Source organism: Pseudomonas sp. LBUM1672 (assembly GCF_059695655.1).
The window spans coordinates 6,207,926-6,231,463 of record NZ_CP166781.1 but is presented as its reverse complement, the minus strand read 5'-3'; the positions used below and the strand labels follow the sequence as shown (position 1 = coordinate 6,231,463).

At 60.1% G+C, this 23,538-nt stretch carries 22 protein-coding genes; 13 read left to right on the top strand and 9 right to left on the bottom strand.

All coding sequences use genetic code 11. The features are described from left to right. Positions 1-2 precede the first annotated feature (2 nt). The gene (coaBC, locus tag ACA053_RS28570) at positions 3-1,211 is read right to left on the bottom strand and encodes a bifunctional phosphopantothenoylcysteine decarboxylase/phosphopantothenate--cysteine ligase CoaBC (RefSeq protein ID WP_109626718.1); all 1,209 of its coding nucleotides are present in this window, start codon (positions 1,209-1,211) and stop codon (positions 3-5) included. Positions 1,212-1,347: 136 nt separating this feature from the next. Between coaBC and radC the strand changes: the two genes are divergently transcribed. After that, positions 1,348-2,022, top strand: coding sequence for a RadC family protein (gene radC / locus ACA053_RS28565; RefSeq protein ID WP_497314500.1), 675 nt, complete (start codon positions 1,348-1,350; stop codon positions 2,020-2,022). A gap of 129 nt (positions 2,023-2,151) precedes the next feature. Here the strand turns inward: radC and ACA053_RS28560 are convergent, their stop codons facing one another. Then, entirely contained in the window at positions 2,152-3,738 is a 1,587-nt protein-coding gene (locus tag ACA053_RS28560) for an ABC transporter substrate-binding protein (protein ID WP_109626714.1), read from the bottom strand. A 445-nt stretch (positions 3,739-4,183) separates the two neighbouring features. Between ACA053_RS28560 and rpmB the strand changes: the two genes are divergently transcribed. Together rpmB and rpmG are read left to right on the top strand one after the other, a co-directional pair. After that, complete coding sequence (gene rpmB / locus ACA053_RS28555; protein WP_007894701.1) at positions 4,184-4,417, top strand: 50S ribosomal protein L28; 234 nt, start codon at positions 4,184-4,186, stop codon at positions 4,415-4,417. 11 nt (positions 4,418-4,428) lie between these two features. Then, positions 4,429-4,584 carry a 50S ribosomal protein L33 gene (rpmG, locus tag ACA053_RS28550; RefSeq protein WP_007894709.1) on the top strand — a complete coding sequence of 52 codons (156 nt, stop codon included), beginning with the start codon at positions 4,429-4,431 and terminating at the stop codon, positions 4,582-4,584. A 182-nt stretch (positions 4,585-4,766) separates the two neighbouring features. Here the strand turns inward: rpmG and ACA053_RS28545 are convergent, their stop codons facing one another. Further along, positions 4,767-5,129 carry a cupin domain-containing protein gene (locus ACA053_RS28545; protein WP_109626712.1) on the bottom strand — a complete coding sequence of 121 codons (363 nt, stop codon included), beginning with the start codon at positions 5,127-5,129 and terminating at the stop codon, positions 4,767-4,769. A 238-nt stretch (positions 5,130-5,367) separates the two neighbouring features. Between ACA053_RS28545 and ACA053_RS28540 the strand changes: the two genes are divergently transcribed. Continuing rightward, positions 5,368-6,861: an aldehyde dehydrogenase gene (locus tag ACA053_RS28540; RefSeq protein WP_497394192.1), complete on the top strand. Its 1,494-nt coding sequence runs from the start codon at positions 5,368-5,370 to the stop codon at positions 6,859-6,861. A 179-nt stretch (positions 6,862-7,040) separates the two neighbouring features. Next, positions 7,041-8,186, top strand: a complete 1,146-nt coding sequence (locus ACA053_RS28535; protein WP_497314495.1) for an MFS transporter — start codon at positions 7,041-7,043, stop codon at positions 8,184-8,186. A gap of 74 nt (positions 8,187-8,260) precedes the next feature. Here the strand turns inward: ACA053_RS28535 and ACA053_RS28530 are convergent, their stop codons facing one another. Together ACA053_RS28530 and ACA053_RS28525 are read right to left on the bottom strand one after the other, a co-directional pair. Further along, positions 8,261-9,829, bottom strand: a complete 1,569-nt coding sequence (locus ACA053_RS28530; RefSeq protein WP_497394191.1) for a phospholipase D family protein — start codon at positions 9,827-9,829, stop codon at positions 8,261-8,263. Positions 9,830-9,889: 60 nt separating this feature from the next. Further along, positions 9,890-11,323, bottom strand: a complete 1,434-nt coding sequence (locus ACA053_RS28525) for an aminotransferase-like domain-containing protein (RefSeq protein ID WP_497314491.1) — start codon at positions 11,321-11,323, stop codon at positions 9,890-9,892. A gap of 179 nt (positions 11,324-11,502) precedes the next feature. Here ACA053_RS28525 and ACA053_RS28520 point away from each other — a divergent pair, with 179 nt between their 5' ends. Beyond that, a complete protein-coding gene (locus tag ACA053_RS28520; RefSeq protein WP_109626702.1) occupies positions 11,503-11,748 on the top strand; it encodes a DUF1127 domain-containing protein in 246 nt (81 codons plus the stop codon). Positions 11,749-11,890: 142 nt separating this feature from the next. Here the strand turns inward: ACA053_RS28520 and ACA053_RS28515 are convergent, their stop codons facing one another. Then, positions 11,891-13,183, bottom strand: a complete 1,293-nt coding sequence (locus ACA053_RS28515) for an NAD(P)/FAD-dependent oxidoreductase (protein WP_497394190.1) — start codon at positions 13,181-13,183, stop codon at positions 11,891-11,893. 147 nt (positions 13,184-13,330) lie between these two features. Here ACA053_RS28515 and ACA053_RS28510 point away from each other — a divergent pair, with 147 nt between their 5' ends. Then, positions 13,331-13,684: a YkgJ family cysteine cluster protein gene (locus ACA053_RS28510; protein ID WP_007947437.1), complete on the top strand. Its 354-nt coding sequence runs from the start codon at positions 13,331-13,333 to the stop codon at positions 13,682-13,684. 120 nt (positions 13,685-13,804) lie between these two features. Here ACA053_RS28510 and ACA053_RS28505 read toward each other — a convergent pair whose 3' ends face one another. After that, on the bottom strand, positions 13,805-14,293 hold the full coding sequence (locus tag ACA053_RS28505; RefSeq protein ID WP_010465173.1) for an Lrp/AsnC ligand binding domain-containing protein: 489 nt from the start codon (positions 14,291-14,293) through the stop codon (positions 13,805-13,807). A gap of 157 nt (positions 14,294-14,450) precedes the next feature. On the opposite strand from ACA053_RS28505, the gene dadA reads away from it, so the two are divergent. From dadA to ACA053_RS28475, 6 genes are all read left to right on the top strand, one after another. Beyond that, positions 14,451-15,755 (top strand): D-amino acid dehydrogenase, encoded by a 1,305-nt coding sequence (gene dadA, locus ACA053_RS28500; protein ID WP_109635905.1) that lies wholly within the window; start codon positions 14,451-14,453, stop codon positions 15,753-15,755. Next, positions 15,727-16,080 carry a RidA family protein gene (locus ACA053_RS28495; RefSeq protein WP_109626698.1) on the top strand — a complete coding sequence of 118 codons (354 nt, stop codon included), beginning with the start codon at positions 15,727-15,729 and terminating at the stop codon, positions 16,078-16,080. Before dadA ends, ACA053_RS28495 begins: the two co-directional genes overlap by 29 nt. 96 nt (positions 16,081-16,176) lie before the next feature. Further along, the gene (gene alr, locus ACA053_RS28490; protein ID WP_497394189.1) at positions 16,177-17,250 is read left to right on the top strand and encodes an alanine racemase; all 1,074 of its coding nucleotides are present in this window, start codon (positions 16,177-16,179) and stop codon (positions 17,248-17,250) included. Positions 17,251-17,378: 128 nt separating this feature from the next. Beyond that, positions 17,379-17,927 carry a cupin domain-containing protein gene (locus ACA053_RS28485; protein WP_007947433.1) on the top strand — a complete coding sequence of 183 codons (549 nt, stop codon included), beginning with the start codon at positions 17,379-17,381 and terminating at the stop codon, positions 17,925-17,927. Between the two features lie 170 nt (positions 17,928-18,097). Then, the gene (locus ACA053_RS28480) at positions 18,098-18,523 is read left to right on the top strand and encodes a c-type cytochrome (RefSeq protein WP_178082276.1); all 426 of its coding nucleotides are present in this window, start codon (positions 18,098-18,100) and stop codon (positions 18,521-18,523) included. A 136-nt stretch (positions 18,524-18,659) separates the two neighbouring features. Further along, on the top strand, positions 18,660-20,582 hold the full coding sequence (locus ACA053_RS28475; RefSeq protein WP_497314485.1) for an acetyl-CoA hydrolase/transferase C-terminal domain-containing protein: 1,923 nt from the start codon (positions 18,660-18,662) through the stop codon (positions 20,580-20,582). 128 nt (positions 20,583-20,710) lie between these two features. On the opposite strand, the gene ACA053_RS28470 is transcribed toward ACA053_RS28475, so the two are convergent. Together ACA053_RS28470 and rep are read right to left on the bottom strand one after the other, a co-directional pair. Then, positions 20,711-21,283, bottom strand: coding sequence for a xanthine phosphoribosyltransferase (locus ACA053_RS28470; protein ID WP_109626693.1), 573 nt, complete (start codon positions 21,281-21,283; stop codon positions 20,711-20,713). Between the two features lie 84 nt (positions 21,284-21,367). Continuing rightward, the gene (gene rep / locus ACA053_RS28465) at positions 21,368-23,377 is read right to left on the bottom strand and encodes a DNA helicase Rep (RefSeq protein WP_109626691.1); all 2,010 of its coding nucleotides are present in this window, start codon (positions 23,375-23,377) and stop codon (positions 21,368-21,370) included. Positions 23,378-23,538 lie beyond the last annotated feature (161 nt).

The following is a 23,538-nucleotide window of genomic DNA, read 5'->3' as shown; positions in this document are numbered from 1 at the left end:
AATTAAACCTGGTTCAGACGTTCGGCGATAAAAGTGATCAGCTGGCGAGCAATCTTGCTCTTGCTGGTCTGGGCGAAAAGTGTGGCGTGAAGCTCACGGTCGATCACGCTGCAGGCGTTTTCCTCGCTGTTGAAGCCAATACTCGGGTTGGCGACGTCGTTGGCGACGATCAGATCGAGGTTTTTGTCTTTCAACTTGCGGGCAGCGTAGTCGAGCAGGTGTTCGGTTTCGGCAGCGAAACCGACACTGAACGGACGGTCAGGGCGTGTGGCGATGGTGGCCAGGATGTCCGGGTTACGCACCATCTGTAGCAACAAGCCGTCGCCGTTCGTAGGGTCTTTCTTTAGTTTCTGTGGGGCGACGACTTCCGGACGGTAATCCGCGACCGCTGCCGAGGCGATAAACAGGTCGCAAGGGATTGCGGCTTCGCAGGCGGCGAGCATGTCGCGAGCGCTGACCACGTCGATGCGGGTGACGCGATCCGGGGTCGGCAGGTGCACCGGGCCGGTGATCAGCGTGACGCGGGCGCCGGCTTCCACCGCCGCTTCGGCCAGGGCAAAGCCCATTTTTCCGGAGCTGTGGTTGGTGATGTAGCGCACCGGGTCGATGTTTTCCTGGGTCGGGCCGGCGGTGATCAGCACGTGTTTGCCGGTCAATGCCTGGCGCTTGAAGCAGTCCGCTGCGCATTGGGCGAGTTCGACGGCTTCAAGCATGCGGCCCAGGCCGACGTCACCGCAGGCCTGGCTGCCGGAGGCCGGGCCAAAAGCTTTGATGTCGCGGCTTTCGAGGATTTGCAGGTTGGCCTGGGTCGCCGGGTCGCGCCACATGGCCTGGTTCATCGCCGGGGCAACGGCGACCACAGCGTCGGTGGCCAGCACCAGCGTGGTCAGCAAGTCGTCGGCAATGCCTTGGGCGAGGCGGGCGATCAGGTCCGCCGTAGCGGGGGCGATCAGCACCATGTCGGCCCACTTGGCCAGCTCGATATGGCCCATGGCAGCTTCAGCCGCCGGGTCCAGCAAGTCGAGATGAACCGGGTGGCCGGACAAGGCTTGCATGGTCAACGGGGTGATGAACTCGCTGCCGCCACGGGTCATGACCACGCGCACTTCGGCACCCTGGTCGATCAGGCGGCGAACCAGGTCGGCGCTCTTATAGGCAGCAATACCGCCGCCGACGCCCAGAACGATGCGTTTCCGATACAGCCGCTGCATAGGTCTGCCTTTCATTTCGTTGATGACTGCGTGGCGATACCCCCTCCCCAGGGATGAAATCGCCCGCAAAAAAGATGGGCTACGATATCACAGCGACCGCTATGGAACAGCGGCGCCCATATTCCAGGGAGGTGCTATGAGTATTCGTGATTGGCCGGCGGCCGAGCGGCCGCGGGAGAGGTTGCTTGAGTTGGGCTCGGGAAGCCTTTCGGACGCCGAGCTGCTGGCGATTTTTTTACGAACCGGCGTATCGGGTAAAAGCGCGGTAGATCTGGCGCGACACCTGTTGAATCAGTTTGGCAGTCTGCGCGCACTGCTCGAGGCCGATCAGGAAGCATTCAGCAGGCAATTGGGGCTCGGGCCCGCGAAATTTGCGCAGTTGCAAGCGGCACAGGAGATGGGCCGGCGGCATTTGGCTGAGCGTGCACGCCAGAAGTCGGCGCTGGAAAATCCACAGGCCGTTCGGGATTACCTGAAATCAATGTTGCGCCACGAACCCCACGAGGTGTTCGGCTGTCTTTTTCTCGACTCCAGGCATCAAGTACTGACCTTTGAAGTGCTGTTTCGCGGCTCCATCGACAGCACCAGTGTCTATCCGAGGCAAGTGGTCAAGCGCGCACTGGCCCATAACGCCGCAGCGTTGATCCTCTGCCATAACCATCCGTCGGGGAATACCAATCCCAGTCAAGCCGACCGAACGCTGACCAAGCGCCTGCAAGAGGCGTTGGATCTGATCGATGTGCGAGTGCTCGACCATTTCATCATCGGGGATGGCGATCCGTTGTCGATGGCTGAGTACGGGTGGATGTAGCGGAGCGAACACAAATCCCCTGTGGGAGCGGGCTTGCTCGCGAAGAGGGAGTGTCAGTCACCATCATTGCTGCCTGATACACCGTCTTCGCGAGCAAGCCCGCTCCCACAGGGTTTTGTGGTGTGGCTGTTATTTGAGATTGACCTTGGAGTAGTCCTGGCGACCAAACGGGCTGACTGAGTAACCCTCAACGCCTTTACGCGTCAGCGCGAAGGCAGTCGGGTGAGCCAGCGGCAGCCACAACGCTTGCTGCTGAATCTGCGCCTGGGCCTGTTCATAGAGCTTGGTGCGCACACCTTGCTCGCCAGTGGTCTTGCCGGCGCTGATCAGCTTGTCCAGCTCCTGGTTGCAGTAACGGGCGAAGTTGGTGCCGGACTTGACCGCGGCGCAGGAAAACTGCGGCGTGAGGAAGTTGTCCGGGTCACCGTTGTCGCCGGCCCAGCCCATGAACAGCAAATCGTGCTCACCGGCCTTGGCGCGGCGAATCAGTTCGCCCCATTCAATCACCCGAATCTCGGCCTGAATGCCGATTTCCGCGAGGTCCGATTGCAGCATTTGCGCGCTGAGGCTCGGGTTCGGGTTGAGCAGGCTACCGGAAGGTCGGGTCCAGATAGTGGTCTGGAAGCCATCCTTGAGTCCGGCCTTGGCCATCAAGGCCCTGGCCTTCTCGACGTCATGCGGATAACCCGGCAAGCCTTTGGCGTAGCTCCAGGTGTTCGGCGGGTACGGGCCGTTGGCTGCCTCGGCGGTGTCTTCGAACACGGCTTTGACGTAGTTGGCTTTGTCGAACGCGAGGTTGATGGCCTGGCGCACTTCAGGTTTGTCCAGCGGTGGATGCTGGCTGTTGATGCCGACGAACGCGGTCATGAAGGCGTCAGTCTTTTCGACTTTCAGGGTCGGTTCTTTCAGCGCGGCCTGTACGTCCAGTGGTTTTGGCGACAGGGCGATCTGGCACTCGTTGCGACGCAATTTCTGCAATCGCACGTTGGCATCCGGCGTGATGGCGAAAATCAGCGGGTCAACCGATGGTTTGCCACGGAAGTAGTCCGGGTTGGCCTTGTAGCGAATCGACGCGTCTTTCTGGAAGCGGGTGAACACGAAAGGGCCGCTGCCGATTGGTTGACTGTTGAGCTTCTCGGGCGTGCCGGCCTTCAGCAGTTTGTCGGCGTATTCGGCGGAATAGATCGAGGCGAAGCCCATGCTCAGGGTCGCGAGGAAGGTCGAGTCCGGGTGATCGAGGGTAAAGCGCACGGTCAGCGGGTCCAGTGCGTCGATTTTCTTGATCAGCGCCGGCAACTGCATCGACTGGGCGTGCGGGAAACCGCTCTGGGCGACTTTGTGCCACGGGTTCGCCGGGTCGAGCATACGGTCGAAGCTGAACTTCACATCTTCGGCGGTCAGCTCGCGGGTCGGGCTGAAGTACTCGGTGCGGTGGAATTTCACCTGTGGGTGAAGCTTGAACACATACGTCAGGCCGTCGGGCGTCACTTCCCAGCTGTCCGCGAGGCTGGCGACCACTTTGCCGCTGGCCGTGTCGAAGTCCACCAGGCGATTCATCAGCACGTCGGCCGAGGCGTTGGTGGTGGTCAGCGAGTTGTATTGCACCACGTCGAACCCTTCCGGGCTGGCCTCGGTGCAGACGCTCAGGGCGGCGGCATGGGCCAGCGGGCTCAGCAGGAGTGGGGCGAGCAACAGCGGTAGGGCAGCGAGGCGCATGGTCGGATTCCTTTACAGATCGAAGGCCCATCTGCAAGTGCAGTCTGGAAAAGGCTTACCCTAGTGGGCTCTTTTGCAAATGACTATCCCCTTTTTCATTTTAAGGGGACTATGTGCGCTTGATTTCGGTGATGCGGGCCGAGGAAAACCCGGAATCGGTCGATTGGCCGATTCTCTGCGACGAGCGGTCTTAATCGACGACAGCCTTTATCCAAGGCGCCCGGCGCCGGAAAAATGGGGAATTTATCAAGTCCGCGCACACGGAATGTTGTTGCTCTTCAGTCTTTCTGGTATAAAGCAGCGCTCTTTTCTAGGGGCCCGGTTCCTTCACTGTAGGTGTAGCCGGTAAGACCTCTAAAGAAACGCGGCGCCTGGCGCCAAATGACTGAGAGATTAAGCGGCCAACCCATGCCGGGTTGGGCATGTGGTTTTAGAGGGCTGAGGCATGTCGAGAGTATGTCAAGTTACCGGTAAGGGTCCGGTGACTGGGAATAACATTTCCCACGCAAACAACAAAACCCGTCGTCGTTTCCTGCCGAACCTGCAGCATCACCGCTTCTGGGTTGAAGAAGAGAAACGTTTCGTGCGTCTGCGCGTATCTGCCAAAGGCATGCGTATCATCGACAAGCGTGGCATCACTGTCGTGCTGGCCGAAATCCGCAAAGCCGGCAAGATCTAAGGGAGCTAATCATGCGTGAATTGATTCGTTTGATTTCGAGCGCCGGTACTGGTCACTTCTACACTACCGACAAGAACAAGCGTACTACTCCGGACAAAATCGAGATCAAGAAATTTGATCCGGTTGTTCGCAAGCACGTGATCTACAAAGAAGGCAAAATCAAGTAATTGATTTTTCCTCCTTACGAAAAAGGCCCGTATCGCGAGATACGGGCCTTTTTTGTTGCCTGCGGGTTATGTGTTGCCTGTTAGTGCCCTTCGCGGGCAAGCCTCGCTCCTACAGAACAGACGCCATTCACCGTAGGAGCGAGGCTTGCCCGCGAAGAGGCCGGCCCGGCTAACACAAATCCTCAAGCCTTCTGTTCAAACGCCACATAGATCTTGCGGCACGTTTCCAGCACCTCCCAAGTGCCGCGGAAACCCGCCGGGATCACGAAGCGATCGCCTGCGCGCAGGGTCTTGCCGTTGCCTTCGTTGTCGCGCAGCACGGAAACGCCCTGAATGATTTCGCAGTACTCATGCTCGGTGAAGTTCACATGCCACTGGCCAACAGCACCTTCCCACACGCCTGCATTCAACTGGCCGCAAGGGCTGTTGTAGTGGTTGTAGACCACTTGCTCGGGATCGCCCTTCAGGATTTTTGCCTGGTCCGGCTTATAGCGCTCGGGCTCGGTAGTGGCGAGGCTGAAGTCGACGACATCCTGGATATTCATTGTTGTAAGTCCCCGTGATTGCGGCGCGATGGCTGGAAAGACCCAAAGTCTATGTTTATTAAAATGAACATCGCAAGGCCGTTTGCCGGCCTTATGTCAAATATATTGAAACTTCACCTGCCGCTGGTTTAGGGTGGCGGTTGCCTTGGGCCGAAAAATCAGGCTGGCTGGGCAGAATTCCTGACAGCGCCCGCGAAGACCGCGGGGCGCTCGTATTCAATAAGAGGAGGACACTCGAATGACCACCCTGACTCGTGCCGATTGGGAACAACGGGCTCGCGATCTGAAGATCGAAGGCCGCGCCTACATCAATGGTGAATACACCGATGCTGTCTCCGCCGAGACCTTCGAGTGCATCAGCCCGGTCGATGGCCGTCTGCTGGGCAAGATCGCCAGCTGTGATGCCGCCGACGCCCAGCGCGCTGTTGAAAACGCCCGCGCCACGTTCAATTCCGGTGGTTGGTCGCGCCTGGCGCCGACCAAACGCAAAGCCACCATGATCCGTTTCGCCGGCCTGCTCAAGCAGCACGCCGAAGAGCTGGCCCTGCTTGAAACCCTGGACATGGGCAAGCCGATCAGCGATTCCCTGTACATCGACGTTCCCGGCGCAGCGCAAGCCCTGAGCTGGAGCGGCGAAGCCATCGACAAGATCTACGACGAAGTCGCGGCCACCCCGCACGATCAGCTGGGTCTGGTGACCCGTGAGCCGGTTGGCGTCGTCGGCGCCATCGTGCCGTGGAACTTCCCGTTGATGATGGCCTGCTGGAAACTCGGCCCGGCGCTGTCCACCGGTAACTCGGTTATCCTCAAGCCGTCAGAAAAATCCCCGCTGACCGCCATCCGCATCGCTGCGCTGGCCGTTGAAGCCGGTATCCCGAAAGGCGTGCTCAACGTGCTGCCGGGCTACGGTCACACCGTCGGCAAGGCCCTGGCCCTGCACAACGACGTGGACACCCTGGTGTTCACCGGTTCGACCAAGATCGCCAAGCAATTGCTGATCTACTCGGGCGAATCGAACATGAAGCGCGTCTGGCTTGAAGCCGGCGGCAAGAGCCCGAACATCGTGTTCGCCGATGCCCCGGACCTGCAAGCCGCAGCCGAAGCGGCGGCCGGTGCCATCGCCTTCAACCAGGGCGAAGTCTGCACCGCCGGTTCGCGTCTGCTGGTCGAGCGTTCGATCAAGGACACCTTCCTGCCGCTGGTGATCGAAGCGTTGAAAACCTGGAAGCCGGGCAACCCGCTGGACCCGGCGACCAACGTCGGCGCGCTGGTGGATACCCAGCAGATGAACACCGTGCTGTCCTACATCGAATCCGGCCATAGCGATGGCGCCAAACTGGTGGCTGGCGGCAAGCGTACGCTGCAGGAATCCGGTGGCACCTACGTTGAGCCAACGATTTTCGACGGCGTGACCAACGCGATGAAAATCGCTCAGGAAGAGATCTTTGGCCCAGTGCTGTCGGTCATCACTTTCGACACCGCCGAAGAGGCCGTTGCGATTGCCAACGACACGCCTTACGGCCTGGCCGCAGCGGTGTGGACCAAGGACATCTCCAAGGCGCACCTGACTGCCAAGGCGCTGCGTGCCGGTAGCGTTTGGGTCAATCAATACGATGGCGGCGACATGACCGCACCGTTTGGTGGCTTCAAGCAATCCGGCAACGGCCGCGACAAGTCGCTGCATGCGTTCGACAAGTACACCGAGCTGAAGGCGACCTGGATCAAGTTGTAATCTGTAGCGGGCCCCGAATCCGGGGCCCGACACAGCGAAGATCCCCTGTGGGAGCGAGCTTGCTCGCGATAGCGGTCTGACAGTCGACGTCAATGTTGAATGTGAAACTGCTATCGCGAGCAAGCTCGCTCCCACAGTGTTTTGTGCTGTACATAAAAATATCCACAGGAGCGTGGAACATGCGTTGGGCGACTTATTTCGCCGTGTTGGCGTCTGTCTTGAGTGTCGGCCTGGCCCTGGGTGTCAGCATGCCGCTGGTGTCGTTTCGCCTGGAAGGCTGGGGTTACGGTTCGTTTGCCATCGGTGTGATGGCCGCCATGCCGGCGATTGGCGTATTGCTGGGGGCGAAGATCTCCAGCCATCTGGCCTCGCGCCTTGGCACGGCCAATCTGATGCGTCTGTGCCTGTGGGCCGGGGCGGTGTCCATCGGCTTGCTGGCGCTGTTGCCGAGTTACCCGATCTGGCTGCTGTTGCGCCTGATGATCGGGGTGATCCTGACCCTGGTCTTCATCCTCGGCGAAAGCTGGATCAACCAGTTGGTGGTCGAACAATGGCGCGGGCGATTGGTGGCGCTGTACGGCAGCAGTTATGCGCTGAGTCAGCTCGCCGGGCCGTTGCTGCTGGGGGTTCTGGGCACCGAACACGATTACGGCTTCTGGGTCGGCGTCGGCTTGCTGACGGCGGCGCCGTTCCTGTTGCTGGGCCGCAGCGGCGCACCGACCAGTGAAGCCTGCAGCGTGACCTTCAGCGACTTGTGGGGCTTCTGTCGGGGGTTGCCGGCGATTGCCTGGGCGGTGTCGTTGTTCGCGGCGTTTGAAGCGATGATCCTGACCTTGTTGCCGGTGTATTGCCTGCGTCAGGGCTTCAGCACAGACATCGCGCTGGCAATGGTTAGCACCGTGGTGGTGGGGGATGCCTTGCTGCAGCTGCCGATTGGCGCGCTGGCGGATCGTTTGTCGCGTCGCACGCTGTTCACCGGTTGTGCGGTGGTGTTGCTGGTCTCGAGCCTGGCGATTCCGTTGCTCATCGACACGTTGCTGATCTGGCCGTTGTGGGTGCTGTTCGGCGCCAGCGCCGGGGGATTGTTCACCTTGTCGCTGATCCTGATCGGCGAACGCTATCGCGACGATGCGCTGGTGCGGGCCAACGCGCACATTGCGCAGCTGTGGGGCATCGGTTGTCTGATCGGGCCGTTGGCCGCCGGTGCTGGCAGCCAGTGGATCAGCGGGCATGCGTTGCCGTTGCTGATGGCGGCGGGGGCGTTTGGGTTGGTGATTTTGCTGATGCGTCAAGGCGCGTTTGGCACGGTGGCCGAGCCTGCCTAAACCCAAACTGCCAACCAATCACATACCCCTGTGGGAGCGAGCAAGCCCGCTCCCACAGGGGTGTTCATCGTCGGTCAGAGCATCCGCTCCAGCCCGACCGCCGTGCTGAACCAGGAATTGAAGCGGCGCCACAAGCTTCCTGGTTCCTTGGTCAGCGTGTGCATTTTGCCGTTGTCTTCGGTCTGCCAGACGATCCGGTCATTTTCCAGTTGCACCTGATAACTCAAGGTCGGCGCCATACCTTCCATGGCCGCTTTGCGCACATGCGCGGCAAGTTCGGGGCTGTCCACCAGCACCCCGACTTCGGTGTTCCACAGCACCGAGCGCGGGTCGAAGTTGAACGAGCCGATGAAGGATTTCTGCTGGTCGAAGATCATCGCCTTGCTGTGCAAACTGGAATCAGAACCCCGGAAGGACTTGCTGTAAAAAATATGCGGCCCGCTGCCGCCACCTTCGCCGGGCTGGCGGCGCAGTTCGTACAGCTTCACACCATGTTCCAGCAGCGCCCGGCGATAAGGCGCATAACCGCCGTGCACGGCCGGCACATCCGTGGCTTCCAGCGAGTTGGTCAACAAGTGCACCGACACCCCGGCGTCGGCCCGGCCGGTGAGGTACACCAGCCCCGGCTGACCCGGTACGAAGTAAGCCGAGATCATGATCAATTCTTTGCTGACGCCCGTCAGTTCAGGCGCCAGTTGCGTGGTCAGCAGCAAGTGCGGGTCAGGCTCGCCGTCCGACAAGACCTTGCTCGGTGCATCCCACAACGCCTGGTTCCAGGCCCAGATCAACTCCCGGCGCCAGATGTCCATGCGTGGCTTGGTGGTGTAAGTCATCAACTGCTGATACAGCGCATGATTCTGCTTGCGGGTCTCTTCCAACGATTCTTCCAGACGCGTGCGGGTATTTTGCAGGTCCTTTTGCGTCGGTCTGCTCGACAGGAATTCGTCGATCGGTTTGCTCAGCGCGCTGTTCCAGTACTGATCGAAGCTATGGCCAAGCTGCTCGGCCACCGGCCCGACGCCGAGCATGTCGATGTCGGTGAAATTCAGGTTGGGCTCGGCATCGAAGTATTCGTCGCCGAGGTTGCGACCGCCGACGATGGCCGCGCTGTTGTCTGCCAGCCACAGCTTGTTGTGCATGCGTCGGTGTTGCAACGACAGGTTAAACAAGCGGCCCATGGTGCGCGTCACGCCCGTGGCGCGGCCCAGGTGCAGCGGGTTGAACAGGCGGATCTGGATCTGCGGGTGCGCAGCGAGGGTCGCGATGATCCAGTCCAGACCGTCGCTGGTGGTGTCATCGAGCAGGATTCTCACGCGCACGCCGCGGTCGGCGGCCTTGAGCAATTCATCCACCAGCATCCGCGTGCTGATGCCGTCATGCACGATGTAGTACTGCAAGTCGAGGCTGCTTTGGGCGTTGCGGATCAGCTCGGCGCGGGCCATGAAGGCTTCGCTGCTATTGGACAGCAAACGAAAGCCGGACCGGCCCTCATGGGGTGCGGCCTGAGCCTGGATTGAACGACCGAATGCCGAATCGCTGGCGGGTAAGGCCTGGCTCGGTTCGCGCTGAACATCGAAGCTGGCGCAACCGCCCAGGAACGAGGCGAGTAGCAGAAGAGCGAGCAGGGGCTGTCTGACTCTCACGTGGGATCGTTCCGATTGGCGGCAAATGTCGGCATATGGACGCTGGATTCCTGAGAAAGGTCAGTCAGTGATGTAATCCGTTTCCGCCAGCAGTTTGATCGCCGCGGCGCCGACCTTGCGCACAGCCTCTTCGATCTGCGGTGTTGGCTTGGCAGCGTAGTTCATCCGCAAGCAATTGCGGTATTTGCCCGAGGCGGAAAAGATGCTGCCGACGGCAATCTGTACGCCCTGATCGTGCAGGGCACGATTCAGTTTCAGGGTGTCGAAGCCGTCCGGCAGTTCAACCCACAACATGAAGCTGCCTTGCGGGCGACTGGCGCGGGTGCCGGCGGGGAAATAGCGCGTGACCCAGTCGATCATCAGGTCGCGATTGCGTTGGTATTGCGTGCGCATCCGCCGCAAATGCGGTTCGAAATGCCCGGCTTTGAGAAACTCGGCAATCGCAATCTGCGGTTGTGGTGCCGTGGAGCCGGTGCTGATGTATTTCATGTGCAGCACCCGCTCCAGATACCGGCCGGGTGCAACCCAACCAATACGCAAGCCAGGCGCCAGGGTCTTGGAAAACGAACTGCACAGCAGGACACGGCCGTCTTCGTCGAAGGATTTGATCGTGCGCGGGCGCGGGTAGCTGTAGGAAAGCTCGCCATACACATCGTCTTCGACAATCGCCACGTCGAATCGCTGTGCAAGCGTCAACAACGCGCGTTTACGCGATTCCGGCATGATGTAGCCCAGCGGGTTGTTGCAGTTGGGCGTCAACTGTATGGCCTTGATTGGCCACTGCTCCAGGGCCAGTTCAAGGGCATCGAGGCTAATCCCGGTGATTGGGTCGGTAGGGATTTCCAGGGCTTTCATGCCCAGCCCCTTGAGGGTCTGCATGGCGCCGTGAAAGCTCGGTGAGTCCACCGCCACGATATCCCCCGGCTCGCAGATGGCGCGAATGCTGGTGGACAGCGCTTCGTGGCAACCGGTGGTCACCACCAGGTCGTGGGCCGTTAACTGGCATCCGGAATCGAGCATCAGGCGGGCGATCTGTTCGCGCAGTTCGAGGGTGCCGTAGATGTTGTCGTAATACAGACCGGGCATGTCCTGCCGACGGCTGATTCGCGCGAGGTTGCGCAGCAGCGGTTTCATGGTCGGCGTGGTGATGTCCGGCATGCCGCGGCCCAGTTGCACGACGTCTTTGCGCGGGACCGCGCGAATCAATTCCAGTACCTGATCCCACTGCGAAATATCCACCGGGCGCTGGGCCGGGCGGCCGATGGCCGGCAGCTCCGGCAGTTCGCGACCCACCGGTACGAAGTAGCCGGATTTGGGTTTCGGGGTTGCCAGCCCACTGTCTTCCAGCACTCGATACGCTTGCTGCACCGTGCTCAGGCTGACCCCGTGCTCGACACTCAACGCCCGCACCGACGGCAGCCGGTCACCGGGGCGATAGAAGCCCTGTTCAATACGTGTGCCGAGCAATTCGGCGAGGTTGACGTAAAGGGTCATGGCGCAGTCTCGGTGTGGGTGATTCGGTTAACCAATACAGATCGAGTGAAAATATACGATTCAGACGCTAAATCGGTAAATCTGTATGGAGTTAATACAGACTTGTTGAATCTGTAATGCTTTTCGCCGTCCGCGCATCATGAAAGCTCTGGCTACCCAAGTAAACAGGAGTAATCAAAATGAACGGCTTGAGTGATGTGCGGCTGACGATTCACAGTCAGGAACTGGCGGCAGGGCAAATAAACGGTGCACGCGAGGCGGTCATGCGCAACGCGCCGTCCGGCCTGAGTCGCTGGGGCCTGTTCTGGCATCGTCTGCACACGCGCAAGGCGTTGCTGACGCTCACGCCGGAGCAACTGAGGGATGTCGGTTTGAGTCGGGAGCAGGCGCGGGAGGAGGGGCTCAAGCCATTCTGGCGGATCTGAGTTTTGCGGTGTTCTTGCGGCTGTCTTCGCGGGCAAGCCCGCTCCCACAAGGGTTGGTGTTGTTCACAAAATTTGCGTTCACCACCTAACCCTGTGGGAGCGGGCTTGCCCGCGAAGGCGTCGGTACAGGCACTGAAATCCTTCAGACCCACTCTTTAAGCCGATGCCACAACATCCCCAACGCCAGCAACGGCGAACGCAAATGCTTGCCGCCCGGGAAGGTGATATGCGGCACCTTGGCAAACAGATCAAACCCTCCTCCCTGCTGACCACTAATAGCCTCAGCCAACAACTTGCCCGCCAAATGCGTGGCATTCACCCCATGGCCCGAGTAAGCCTGGGCGTAATACACATTCGGCTGGCCCTTGAGCCGGCCAATCTGTGGCAGGCGGTTGGCGCCGATGCCGATCATCCCGCCCCATTGATAGTCGATCTTGACCCCGCCCAGTTGCGGGAAGACTTCCAGCATCTTCGGCCGCATGTACGCACCGATGTCCTTCGGATCGCGGCCTGAATAATGGCAAGCACCGCCAAACAGCAAACGTCGATCCGCCGAGAGCCGGTAGTAATCCAGCGCCACCCGTTGATCGCAGACCGCCATGTTCTGCGGCAGTAGTGAATGCGCCAGTTCTTCACTCAAGGGCTCGGTGGCAATGATGTAGCTGCCGGCGGGCAGCACTTTGCCGCTGAGTTCGGGGTTGAGTTCGTTGAGGTAGGCGTTGCAGCCCAGCACCAGCGTCTTGGCGCGAACCGAGCCTTGGGCGGTATGGACGGTGACTTCGGGGCCGTAGTCGATTCGGGTCACTGCCGATTGTTCGAACAGCTTCGCGCCCAGCTGCTGCGCGGCGGCTGCTTCGCCCAAGGCCAGATTAAGCGGGTGAAGATGGCCCGAACCCATGTCGATCAGGCCGCCGACGTAGCGGTCCGAACCCACCACCGTGTGCATTTCATTGGCTTGCAGCAGCCGGGTTTCGTAGCGGTAGCCGAGGCCGCGCAGATCTTCGGCGTCTTCGGCAAAGCCTTCGAGGTCGCGGGGCTTGTTTGCCAGGTCGCAGTAACCCCAGGTCAGGTCGCAAGGGATCTGAAAACGCTCGACGCGCTGACGGACGATTTCCACGGCTTCCAGGCCCATGAGTTTCATCTGGCGCACGCCGTCGGTGCCGACCGCATTGGCGAACTGATCGAGGCCGTGGCCGACGCCGCGAATCAACTGCCCGCCATTGCGTCCGCTGGCGCCCCAGCCGATCTTGCGCGCTTCCAGCAGCACCACGCTGAAGCCACGTTCTGCCAGTTCGAGCGCCGAGTTCAGCCCGGAAAACCCGCCGCCGACCACGCACACGTCCGCCACCAGGTCGCCTTGCAACACCGGATGATCAGGCTGCGACAGGCTGCTGGCGGCGTAGTAAGAGGCGGTGTGCTGGGCACGGGCATTCATGTGAGCGTCCCTGATTCATGTGTCTGGAAAATGTGACGGAGCATAAGCCGGACCTTCCGGCAGCGGCAACATTGGTCGGTTGATGCTGTCTGGATCGCGGCTTTTGCGTCAGACTCCCGGTCTATTCCGCTTTTGGTTACCGCTTCGATGAGCTGCAACAGTCAGAAAATCCGCACGCTGCGCCAGCAGATCCCCTCGTTCGAGTGCGTGCCCGGCTGCCATGACTGCTGTGGGCCGGTGACCACCTCGCCGGAAGAAATGTCCCGCCTGCCGCGCAAGACCCGCGCCGAGCAGGACGCGGCGATGGATGAACTCAACTGTGTGCACTTGGGGCCCAACGGCTGCACGGTGTATGACGAGCGGCCGCTGATCTGTCGCCTGTTTGGCACCACCAAGACCTTGCCGTGCCCGAACGGTCGGGGGCCGGTGGAGCTGATTCATCCGCGGGTGGAGAAGCAGATTCATGAGTACATGGCTTCTACTCGGCAGGTCCTCGTCTGAGGGAAGACCGAGTCGCCTGTAATCGCTAGCAGGCTAGCTCCCACTGAATCTATGTCCGCCGAAGATCAACTGTGGGAGCTAGCCTGCTAGCGATGGGGTCTGAACAGACACCACAAAGCCTCAATCCGGAATTGGCAGGCACAAACTCTCCTTCACCTCTTCCATCACGATATAGCTCTTGGATTCGCGCACATGCGGCAGCTTGAGCAAAATGTCGCCCAGCAATTTGCGGTACGACGCCATCTCGGAAATCCGCGCCTTCACCAGGTAGTCAAAATCCCCTGACACCAAATGGCACTCCAGCACGTGGGGCAGTTTCAGCACCGCACGTCGGAACTCTTCGAAAGTATCGCCGGATTTGTAGTCGAGACTGATCTCGACGAACACCAGGAGACTACCCTTGAGGTGCTGCGGATTGAGGCGGGCGTTGTAGCCCATGATGATCCCTTCGCGCTCCAGCCGTCGGACCCGCTCGGTACACGGCGTGGTCGAGAGCCCGACCTTTTCCCCAAGCTCGGTGAAAGAGATGCGCCCGTCCGCTTGCAGGATCCGCAGGATGTTGCGGTCAATCTTGTCCAGCTCACGTTTGGTTTGAGTGTTGGTACGCATAGGGGATGCGCCTCCGTGAAAAGGGTTTTTGCCGAGAATTCTCGCCAAATATAGGCAGTTATATAGTGAAAAGCACTGCCTAATCTTTTTTACACTGCGCACATCAATGCTCTACAACTACGAACGTCAGCGGCAAGCCGCGATGAGGGATATGAAAATGCGCGTTATGGTCTTGGGTAGCGGCGTCATCGGTACCACCAGTGCTTATTATCTGGCGCGTGCCGGGTTCGAAGTGGTGGTGGTTGACCGTCAGCCAGCCGCTGCCATGGAGACCAGTTTCGCCAACGCCGGGCAGGTATCGCCGGGTTATGCCTCGCCGTGGGCCGCGCCGGGCGTGCCGCTGAAAGCCATCAAGTGGCTGTTGCAGCGCCACGCACCGCTGGCGATCAAGGCCACCGCCGACATCGACCAATACCTGTGGATGGCGCAGATGCTGCGCAACTGCACCGCCAGCCGTTACGCGGTGAACAAGGAACGCATGGTCCGTCTGTCCGAGTACAGCCGTGACTGCCTCGACGAATTGCGCGCCGAAACCGGTATTGCTTACGAAGGCCGCAGCCTCGGTACTACGCAACTGTTCCGCACCCAGGCTCAACTGGATGGCGCCGCGAAAGACATTTCCGTACTGAAAGAGTCCGGCGTACCGTTCGAACTGCTCGACCGCGCCGGCATTGCCCGCGTTGAGCCGGCCCTGGCCAACGTCACCGATATCCTCGCCGGTGCCTTGCGCCTGCCGAACGACCAGACCGGCGACTGCCAGATGTTCACCGTTCGACTGGCTGAAATGGCTGTGAAGCTGGGCGTGGAATTCCGCTTCGGTCAAGACATTCAGAAACTCGACTTCGCCGGTGATCGCATCAACGGTGTGTGGATCGACGGCAAGCTGGAAACCGCTGACCGCTACGTCCTGGCACTCGGCAGCTACTCGCCGCAACTGCTCAAGCCGCTGGGCATCAAGGCCCCGGTGTATCCGCTCAAGGGTTACTCCCTGACCGTGCCGATCACCAACCCGGCGATGGCCCCGACGTCGACCATTCTCGACGAGACCTACAAGGTCGCGATCACCCGTTTCGACAACCGCATCCGCGTCGGCGGCATGGCTGAGATAGCCGGTTTTGACCTGTCGCTGAACCCGCGTCGGCGCGAAACCCTGGAGATGATCGTCAACGACCTTTATCCTCAGGGCGGCGATCTGGCCCAGGCGAGTTTCTGGACCGGCCTGCGTCCGACCACCCCGGACGGCACGCCGATCGTTGGCGCCACGCCGTTCAAGAACCTGTTCCTGAACACCGGTCACGGCACACTCGGCTGGACCATGGCCTGCGGCTCCGGTCGTTTGCTGGCTGACCTGATGGCGAAGAAAACGCCGCAGATCAGCGCCGAAGGCCTCGATATTTCTCGCTATGGAAACAAAACCCAGGAGTCCGCAAAACATGTCAATCCAGCGCCAGCTCACCAATGAGCGCATGAGCCAGATCGTTGTCCACAGCGGCACCGTCTATCTGGCAGGGCAAGTCGGCGACGACATGAGTGCCGGGATTGAACAGCAGACCCGTGAAACCCTGGCCAACATCGAGCGTTTGCTCGATCTTGCCGGCACCGACAAGAGCCGTTTGCTGTCGGTGACGATTTACCTGAAAGACATCGACGCGCATTTCGAAGGCATGAACGCGGTGTGGGACAAGTGGCTGCCAAAAGGCGTCGCCCCGGCCCGCGCAACCGTTGAGTCAAAGCTGTGCGAACCGGAAATCCTGGTTGAGCTGTCAGTTGTCGCCGCTCTGCCATAAGCCTGTCAGAAAGATCCCTCTCCCGGTGCTGTTGGCGGTTCACGCCGTCAGCCTGCGCCGGTTTTTATTCCCATGACCGCCTAGAAGCCTGCCGCCATGCGTCCAGCCCGTGCCCTGATCGACCTTCAAGCCCTGCGTCATAACTACCAGATCGCCCGTGAAGTCACGGGGGCCAAGGCCCTCGCCGTGATCAAGGCCGATGCCTATGGCCATGGCGCGGTGCGTTGCGCCCAGGCGCTGGAAGCCGAGGCGGACGGGTTTGCCGTCGCCTGTATCGAAGAGGCTTTGGAACTGCGGGCCGCCGGTATTCGTGCGCCGGTGTTGTTGCTGGAAGGTTTTTTCGAAGCTGATGAGCTGGCGCTGATTGTCGAGCATGATTTCTGGTGCGTGGTGCATTCGTTGTGGCAGCTCGAAGCCATCGAGAACGCCGCGTTGAGCAAGCCGCTCACGGTCTGGCTCAAGCTCGATTCGGGCATGCACCGGGTTGGCTTGCATCCAAAGGATTATCAGGCGGCCTATCAACGGCTGCTGGCCAGCGGCAAAGTCTCGAAGATTGTCTTGATGAGCCACTTCGCCCGGGCCGATGAGCTGCACGAGCAGACCAGCGCCGAGCAAGTTGCGGTGTTTGAAGCGGCGCGCAAAGGTTTGTCGGCCGAGATCAGCCTGCGCAATTCGCCAGCGGTACTCGGTTGGCCGCAGATTCCGAGCGACTGGGTGCGCCCGGGCATCATGCTCTACGGTGCCACGCCGTTTGAAGAAGCCAACGCCGTGGCTTCCCGTCTGCAACCGGTGATGACCCTGGAATCGAAAGTGATTTGCGTGCGTGAACTGCCGGCCGGCGAGCCGATTGGCTACGGCGCCAAATTCATCACGCCCAAGCCGATGCGCGTGGGCGTGGTGGCCATGGGTTATGCCGATGGTTACCCGCGTCAGGCACCGACCGGCACGCCGGTGATGGTCGCCGGGCAGCGTAGCCAGTTGATCGGCCGCGTGTCGATGGACATGCTCTGCATTGATCTGACCGATGTGCAGCAGGCCGGCCTGGGCTCGACCGTCGAGTTGTGGGGCAAGAACATCCTCGCCAGCGAGGTGGCGGCCGCCGCAGACACGATTCCCTATCAGATCTTCTGCAACCTGCGCCGGGTGCCAAAGCTCTATTCCGAGGGTTAGCGGTCAGCGCTCCGTACCGAAAGGCGCCGGGCCGAACAGGATTCAGGCCAAAGTGTTGTAAATACTGAACGCTGTCGCCATGATAACGCTCAATATTCCAACAACCTGAATCCCTGGAGGCTCCAGCATTGGACGTCGGTGAACGACTGCAATCCATCCGTAAGCTCAAAGGTCTTTCCCAGCGTGAGCTCGCCAAGCGCGCGGGCGTCACCAACAGCACGATTTCCATGATCGAGAAGAACAGCGTCAGTCCCTCGATCAGCTCGCTGAGGAAGGTACTGGGCGGGATTCCCATGTCCATGGTTGAGTTCTTTTCCGAAGAAATCCTGCAGGAAAAACCGACGCAGATCGTCTACAAAGCCAACGAGCTGATCGATATTTCCGATGGCGCAGTGACCATGAAACTGGTCGGCCGGGCGCACCCGAGCCGGGCTATCGCGTTCCTCAATGAAATCTACCCGCCTGGCGCCGACACCGGTGACGAGATGCTCACCCATGAGGGCGAGGAAACCGGCATTTTGGTGGAAGGGCGACTGGAACTGGTGGTCGGGCTCGAAACTTTTGTGCTCGAAGCCGGCGACAGCTACTACTTTGAAAGTACCAAGCCACACCGTTTCCGTAATCCGTTCGATGCGCCGGCGCGACTAATCAGCGCAGCCACGCCCGCGAATTTCTAAGAGAAGAGGCGTCCTGCCAGCACGGCAAAGGCACCCGAAGCGTTTTTCCGTCGCGTAACAAGACCCCTTCGACTTTGGGGTTGTTTCAGTGCGGCGGGCTTACCGTTATACTTGCGCCCGCCTGCGAACCGTGGCCGTGGGCGTGACTAGCCACCATTGAGGGTGAACGCGTGAATCTAATTATGAAAATGCTGGCTGCACCAGCAACCGTATTGGCCCTATGGGCTGTCAGCGCTCAAGCTGCGACCAACGACGATATTGCCAAACGCCTTGAGCCAGTCGGCCAGGTCTGCGTGACGGGTCAAGAGTGCAAGGGGATGGAAGTCGCTGCTTCGGCGGGTGGCGGTGATGCCAAGACCCCTGACTCTGTGATTGCGAAACATTGCAACGCTTGCCACGGTACCGGCCTGTTGGGCGCACCGAAAGTCGGTGATGCCGCTGCTTGGGGCGAGCGTTCCAAGAAGGAGGGGGGTGTTGATGGTCTGCTCGCCAAGGCGATCTCCGGCATCAACGCCATGCCACCGAAAGGCACCTGTGCCGATTGCACAGACGCCGATCTCAAAGGCGCCATCGAGAAGATGTCCGGCTTGAAATAAGCGTTCATCTACAGCGAAAAAGCCGCTTACGAGCGGCTTTTTTGTGCCTGCGATTTTGCCTTGGGGACTATTCTTTGCAGTAAAGGCCCGGCAAGCTCGGTCCAACCCCAATTCAAGGAATGTAAGGGAGGATCAGATGGTGCAGCTGTGTTCTATCGAGCAAGCGGTCGATGACGTATTGGCGCGGTTGCCGGCGCATATTCACATGGGCTTACCCCTTGGCCTGGGCAAACCCAACCACTTCGTCAACGCGTTGTTCCAGCGCATCGCGCAATTGCCCGAACGGCAGCTGACGATCTACACCGCCCTGTGCCTGGGCCGTCCTGCCTTGGGCGATGGTTTGCAAAAGCGCTTTCTCGAACCCTTTATCGAGCGGGTTTTTGGCGATTATCCGGAGCTGGACTTCCTTGCCGACCTGCATAAAGACAGCCTGCCGGCGAACATTCATATCCAGCAATTTTTCATGCAGCCCGGCAGCCTGCTCCACAGCGCGTCGGCCCAGCAGGATTACGTGAGCAGCAACTACAGCCACGCCGCGCGGGACATTAACGCCGCCGGTTTGAACCTGGTTGCACAGCTGGTGGCCAGCCATTCCGAGCACCCGGATCGCCTGAGCCTGAGCTGCAACCCGGACATCACCCTCGACCTGTTTCCGATGATCGCCAAGCGCCGGGAGGCGGGGGAGACGATCCTGTTGGTGGGCCAAGTCCACAACGACTTGCCCTACATGCCCGGTGACGCCGAAATCGGCATCGACGCGTTCGACCTGCTGATCGACGAGAAGGACAACACCACGTTGTTCTCCACGCCCAACATGCCAGTAGGTTTTCAGGATCATTTCATCGGCTTGCACGCCAGCACGCTGGTGCGCGACGGCGGCACCTTGCAGATCGGCATTGGTGCCATGGGCGATGCCTTGACCGCAGCGTTGCTGGCGCGCCAGGCCGACAATGCCGGTTACAAGGCGTTGCTGACGGAGATCAACCTCAGCCAGTGGGCGCAGTTGATCGACCGCGAGGGCGGCACCGACCCCTTTGCCAAAGGCCTTTACGGTTGCAGCGAGATGTTCGTCAACGGTCTGCTGGTGCTGGCCGACGCCGGGATCATTCGGCGAAAGGTCTACCCGGACGTACCGACCCAGCAACACGCGAATGCCGGCACCCTCGACGAAGCCGCGCAAACCGACGGCATCAGCGTGCATGGCGGGTTTTTCCTCGGGCCGCGCAGTTTCTACGAGCGCCTGCGCGAGCTGCCGCAAAGCAAGCGGCTCGAATTCAACATGACCCGCATCAGCTATATCAACGAGCTCTACGGTCAGGAAGAACTCAAACGCTTGCAGCGCCTGGATGCGCGCTTCATCAACACCGTGATCACCATGACCCTGCTCGGTGCCGGCGTGGCCGATCAGTTGGAGAACGGGCGTGTACTCAGCGGTGTCGGCGGGCAATACAACTTCGTCGCCCAGGGCCATGCGCTGGAGGGCGCGCGGTCGGTGCTGCTGCTGCGCAGTTGGCGTGAGGCGGGCGGTGAGGTCAGTTCGAACATCGTCTGGGAATACGGCCACTGCACGATCCCGCGGCATTTGCGGGACATTGTAGTCACCGAATACGGCATCGCCGATCTGCGCGGCAAGACCGACGCGGCGGTGATCGAGGCGTTGTTGAACATCAGCGACTCACGGTTCCAGTCGGGCCTGATCGAGCAGGCGCAAAATGTTGGCAAGTTGCCGAAGGGTTTCCGTATCGATCCGCGTTTTGCCGACAACACCCCGGAGCGCTTGCAGGCGATTCAGGCGCGGCATGCGAAGTTGTTTCCGGAGTATCCGCTGGGGTGTGATTTCACGGCTGAAGAGCGGGACTTGTTGCGGGCGCTGAACTGGTTGAAGAGCAAGTTCAAGCTGACGGAGATTCTCGAGTTGGGCAAGGCTGCGCTGGATGCGCCTGAGGCTTCGGAATTTCCCGAGCATCTGGAGCGGATGCAGCTGACCAACCCGGAAGGGCTGAAAGAGGATTTGTTTCAGCGGTTGTTGCTCACCGGCCTCAAAGCCACCGCGCAATAACGCCCACCACAAAACAACTGTGGGAGCCAGCCTGCTGGCGATGGCTGTCTGTCAGTCATGAATATGTTGACTGACATGACGCCATCGCCAGCAGGCTGGCTCCCACAGGGGAAATGCGGTGCTGCGGGTTATTCGATGAAGGTGACAACGCCATCCTTCAGCGACTGCACCCGAGCCAACGATTCAACGCGATAACCCTGGGCATCCAGTTCCGCACGGCCGCCCTGGAACGACTTCTCGATCACGATCCCCAAACCAGCGACGGTGGCGCCGGCCTGTTTGATGATCGAGATCAGCGCTTGCGATGCCTTACCGTTGGCCAGGAAGTCATCGATGATCAGCACGCGGTCGCTGCTGGTCAGGTGACGCGGGGAGATCGCCACGGTGCTTTCGGTCTGTTTGGTGAACGAGTAAACGGTCGCCGACAGCAGGTTTTCAGTCAGGGTCAGGGACTGATGCTTGCGCGCGAAGATCACCGGTACGCCGAGGTTCAGGCCGGTCATGATCGCCGGAGCGATGCCCGAGGCTTCGATCGTAACGATTTTGGTGATGCCCGAGTCCTTGAACAACGCAGCGAATTCATCGCCGATCAGCTTCATCAGGGCCGGGTCGATCTGGTGGTTCAAAAAGGCGTCGACCTTCAGGACCTGATCGGAAAGCACGATGCCTTGTTCGCGAATTTTCTGGTGCAGTGCTTCCATGAAGCGTTCCTCTACTGGCGCCGTACGCGCCTAGCTTGTCAAAAATGCTTGGGAAAAAAATATTCGGTTAAAAAGTGCTCAATTCTAGCGCTTTAACATCGCCCGTATATCAGCCAATGCGGTATTGCCGCGAACGGCTTTGACTTCAACAGGGGTGTCGTCATTGCCTTCCCACGCCAGATCGTCCGGCGGCAGCTCATCAAGGAAGCGGCTCGGCGCGCAATCGATGATCTCGCCGTATTGCTTGCGCTTGGCGGCGAAGGTGAAGGCCAGGGTCTGACGTGCGCGGGTAATCCCGACGTAGGCCAGGCGGCGTTCTTCTTCGATGGTGTCGGCTTCGATGCTGGAGCGGTGCGGGAGGATTTCCTCTTCCATGCCCATGATGAACACGTAGGGAAATTCCAGACCCTTGGAGGCGTGCAAGGTCATCATCTGCACGCCTTCGGCGCCATCTTCCTCTTCCTGCTGACGTTCCAGCATGTCACGCAGGACCAGTTTGCCGATGGCGTCCTCCACGGTCATCTCGCCTTCTTCGTCCTTCTCCAGCGTGTTCTTCAACGCCTCGATCAGGAACCACACGTTGCCCATGCGGTAGTCGGCGGCCTTGTCACTGGAGCTGTTGGTGCGGAGCCAGTTCTCGTAGTCGATGTCCATGACCATGCTGCGCAGCGCCGAGATCGGGTCTTCGCCGGCGCACTGCTCGCGAACCTTGTCCATGAAGCGCTTGAAGCGCGACAGGCGATCGGTGAAGCGCGCGTCCAGGTGCTCGCCCAGGCCGATTTCGTCGGTGGCGGCGTACATCGAGATTTTGCGCCCGGTAGCGTAGTTGCCCAGCTTCTCCAGGGTGGTCGAACCGATTTCCCGGCGTGGCACGTTGATCACCCGCAGGAAGGCGTTGTCGTCATCCGGGTTCACGATCAGGCGGAAGTAGGCCATCAGGTCTTTCACTTCCTGACGTCCGAAGAAACTGTTGCCGCCGGACAAACGATACGGAATCTGGTGGTGCTGCAGCTTCAGCTCGATCAGCTTGGCCTGGTAGTTACCGCGATACAGGATCGCGAAATCGCTGTACGGCCGGTCCGTGCGCAAGTGCAGGGTCAGCAGTTCCACGGCCACGCGCTCGGCTTCGGCGTCTTCGTTGCGGCAACGGATCACGCGGATTTCGTCGCCGTGGCCCATCTCACTCCACAGCTGCTTCTCGAATTCGTGCGGGTTGTTCGAGATCAGCACGTTGGCGCAGCGCAGGATGCGGCTGGTGGAGCGGTAGTTTTGCTCGAGCATCACCACTTTCAGCGACGGGTAATCGTCCTTGAGCAGCATCAGGTTTTCCGGACGGGCGCCACGCCAGGCGTAGATCGACTGGTCATCGTCGCCCACCACGGTGAACTGGTTGCGCGTGCCGATCAGCAACTTCACCAGCAAATACTGGCTGGCGTTGGTGTCCTGGTATTCGTCCACCAGCAGGTAGCGGACTTTGTTCTGCCATTTTTCGAGGATGTCGGCGTGTTCCTGGAACAGCTTCACCGGCAGCAGGATCAGGTCGTCGAAGTCCACCGCGTTGAACGCCTTGAGCGTGCGCTGATAGTGGGTGTAGACGATGGCGGCGGTCTGTTCCTTGGGGTTGCGCGCGTTTTCCAGGGCTTCGGGCGGCAGGATCAGGTCGTTTTTCCACGAGCCGATCATGTTCTTGATCTCGTCGACGCCGTCGTCGCCCGAGTATTCCTTCTGCATGATGTCGGTCATCAAGGCTTTGACGTCGGTTTCGTCAAAGATCGAGAAGCCCGGCTTGTAGCCCAGGCGAACATGTTCCTTGCGGATGATGTTCAAGCCCAGGTTGTGGAACGTGCACACCGTCAGGCCACGGCCTTCGCCGCCCTTGAGCAGGGTGCCGACTCGTTCCTTCATCTCGCGCGCGGCCTTGTTGGTAAAGGTCATGGCGACGATGTACTGGGCACGGATGCCGCAGTTCTGGATCAGGTGCGCAATTTTGCGGGTGATCACACTGGTCTTGCCGGAGCCTGCGCCGGCGAGCACCAAAAGAGGGCCGCCGACGTAGCTCACGGCTTCTTGCTGCCGGGGATTGAGTCGGGACATACAGGATCAGGGAGTCGTTTATGAAATGGGCCGGCATTTTAACAGGCTCAGCGAATTGTGCTGCTCTCTCCGACTTGTGACGCAACACGCTATCTCTATTTGCCGGTTTTGATACTTTCAAGCAGGATGCGCGGTGTATTTGCGGCTAATGTTCGTATTCC

Coding starts and splice junctions, on each gene's coding strand:
- rpmB (WP_007894701.1), top strand. CDS start 4,184: ATGTCGAGAGTATGTCAAGTTACCGGTAAGGGTCCGGTGACTGGGAAT.
- ACA053_RS28540 (WP_497394192.1), top strand. CDS start 5,368: ATGACCACCCTGACTCGTGCCGATTGGGAACAACGGGCTCGCGATCTG.
- ACA053_RS28520 (WP_109626702.1), top strand. CDS start 11,503: ATGAACGGCTTGAGTGATGTGCGGCTGACGATTCACAGTCAGGAACTG.
- ACA053_RS28475 (WP_497314485.1), top strand. CDS start 18,660: ATGGTGCAGCTGTGTTCTATCGAGCAAGCGGTCGATGACGTATTGGCG.
- alr (WP_497394189.1), top strand. CDS start 16,177: ATGCGTCCAGCCCGTGCCCTGATCGACCTTCAAGCCCTGCGTCATAAC.
- ACA053_RS28470 (WP_109626693.1), bottom strand. CDS start 21,283: ATGGAAGCACTGCACCAGAAAATTCGCGAACAAGGCATCGTGCTTTCC.
- coaBC (WP_109626718.1), bottom strand. CDS start 1,211: ATGCAGCGGCTGTATCGGAAACGCATCGTTCTGGGCGTCGGCGGCGGT.
- ACA053_RS28545 (WP_109626712.1), bottom strand. CDS start 5,129: ATGAATATCCAGGATGTCGTCGACTTCAGCCTCGCCACTACCGAGCCC.
- dadA (WP_109635905.1), top strand. CDS start 14,451: ATGCGCGTTATGGTCTTGGGTAGCGGCGTCATCGGTACCACCAGTGCT.
- ACA053_RS28560 (WP_109626714.1), bottom strand. CDS start 3,738: ATGCGCCTCGCTGCCCTACCGCTGTTGCTCGCCCCACTCCTGCTGAGC.
- ACA053_RS28510 (WP_007947437.1), top strand. CDS start 13,331: ATGAGCTGCAACAGTCAGAAAATCCGCACGCTGCGCCAGCAGATCCCC.
- ACA053_RS28515 (WP_497394190.1), bottom strand. CDS start 13,183: ATGAATGCCCGTGCCCAGCACACCGCCTCTTACTACGCCGCCAGCAGC.
- ACA053_RS28535 (WP_497314495.1), top strand. CDS start 7,041: ATGCGTTGGGCGACTTATTTCGCCGTGTTGGCGTCTGTCTTGAGTGTC.
- rep (WP_109626691.1), bottom strand. CDS start 23,377: ATGTCCCGACTCAATCCCCGGCAGCAAGAAGCCGTGAGCTACGTCGGC.
- ACA053_RS28525 (WP_497314491.1), bottom strand. CDS start 11,323: ATGACCCTTTACGTCAACCTCGCCGAATTGCTCGGCACACGTATTGAA.
- ACA053_RS28495 (WP_109626698.1), top strand. CDS start 15,727: ATGTCAATCCAGCGCCAGCTCACCAATGAGCGCATGAGCCAGATCGTT.
- rpmG (WP_007894709.1), top strand. CDS start 4,429: ATGCGTGAATTGATTCGTTTGATTTCGAGCGCCGGTACTGGTCACTTC.
- radC (WP_497314500.1), top strand. CDS start 1,348: ATGAGTATTCGTGATTGGCCGGCGGCCGAGCGGCCGCGGGAGAGGTTG.
- ACA053_RS28505 (WP_010465173.1), bottom strand. CDS start 14,293: ATGCGTACCAACACTCAAACCAAACGTGAGCTGGACAAGATTGACCGC.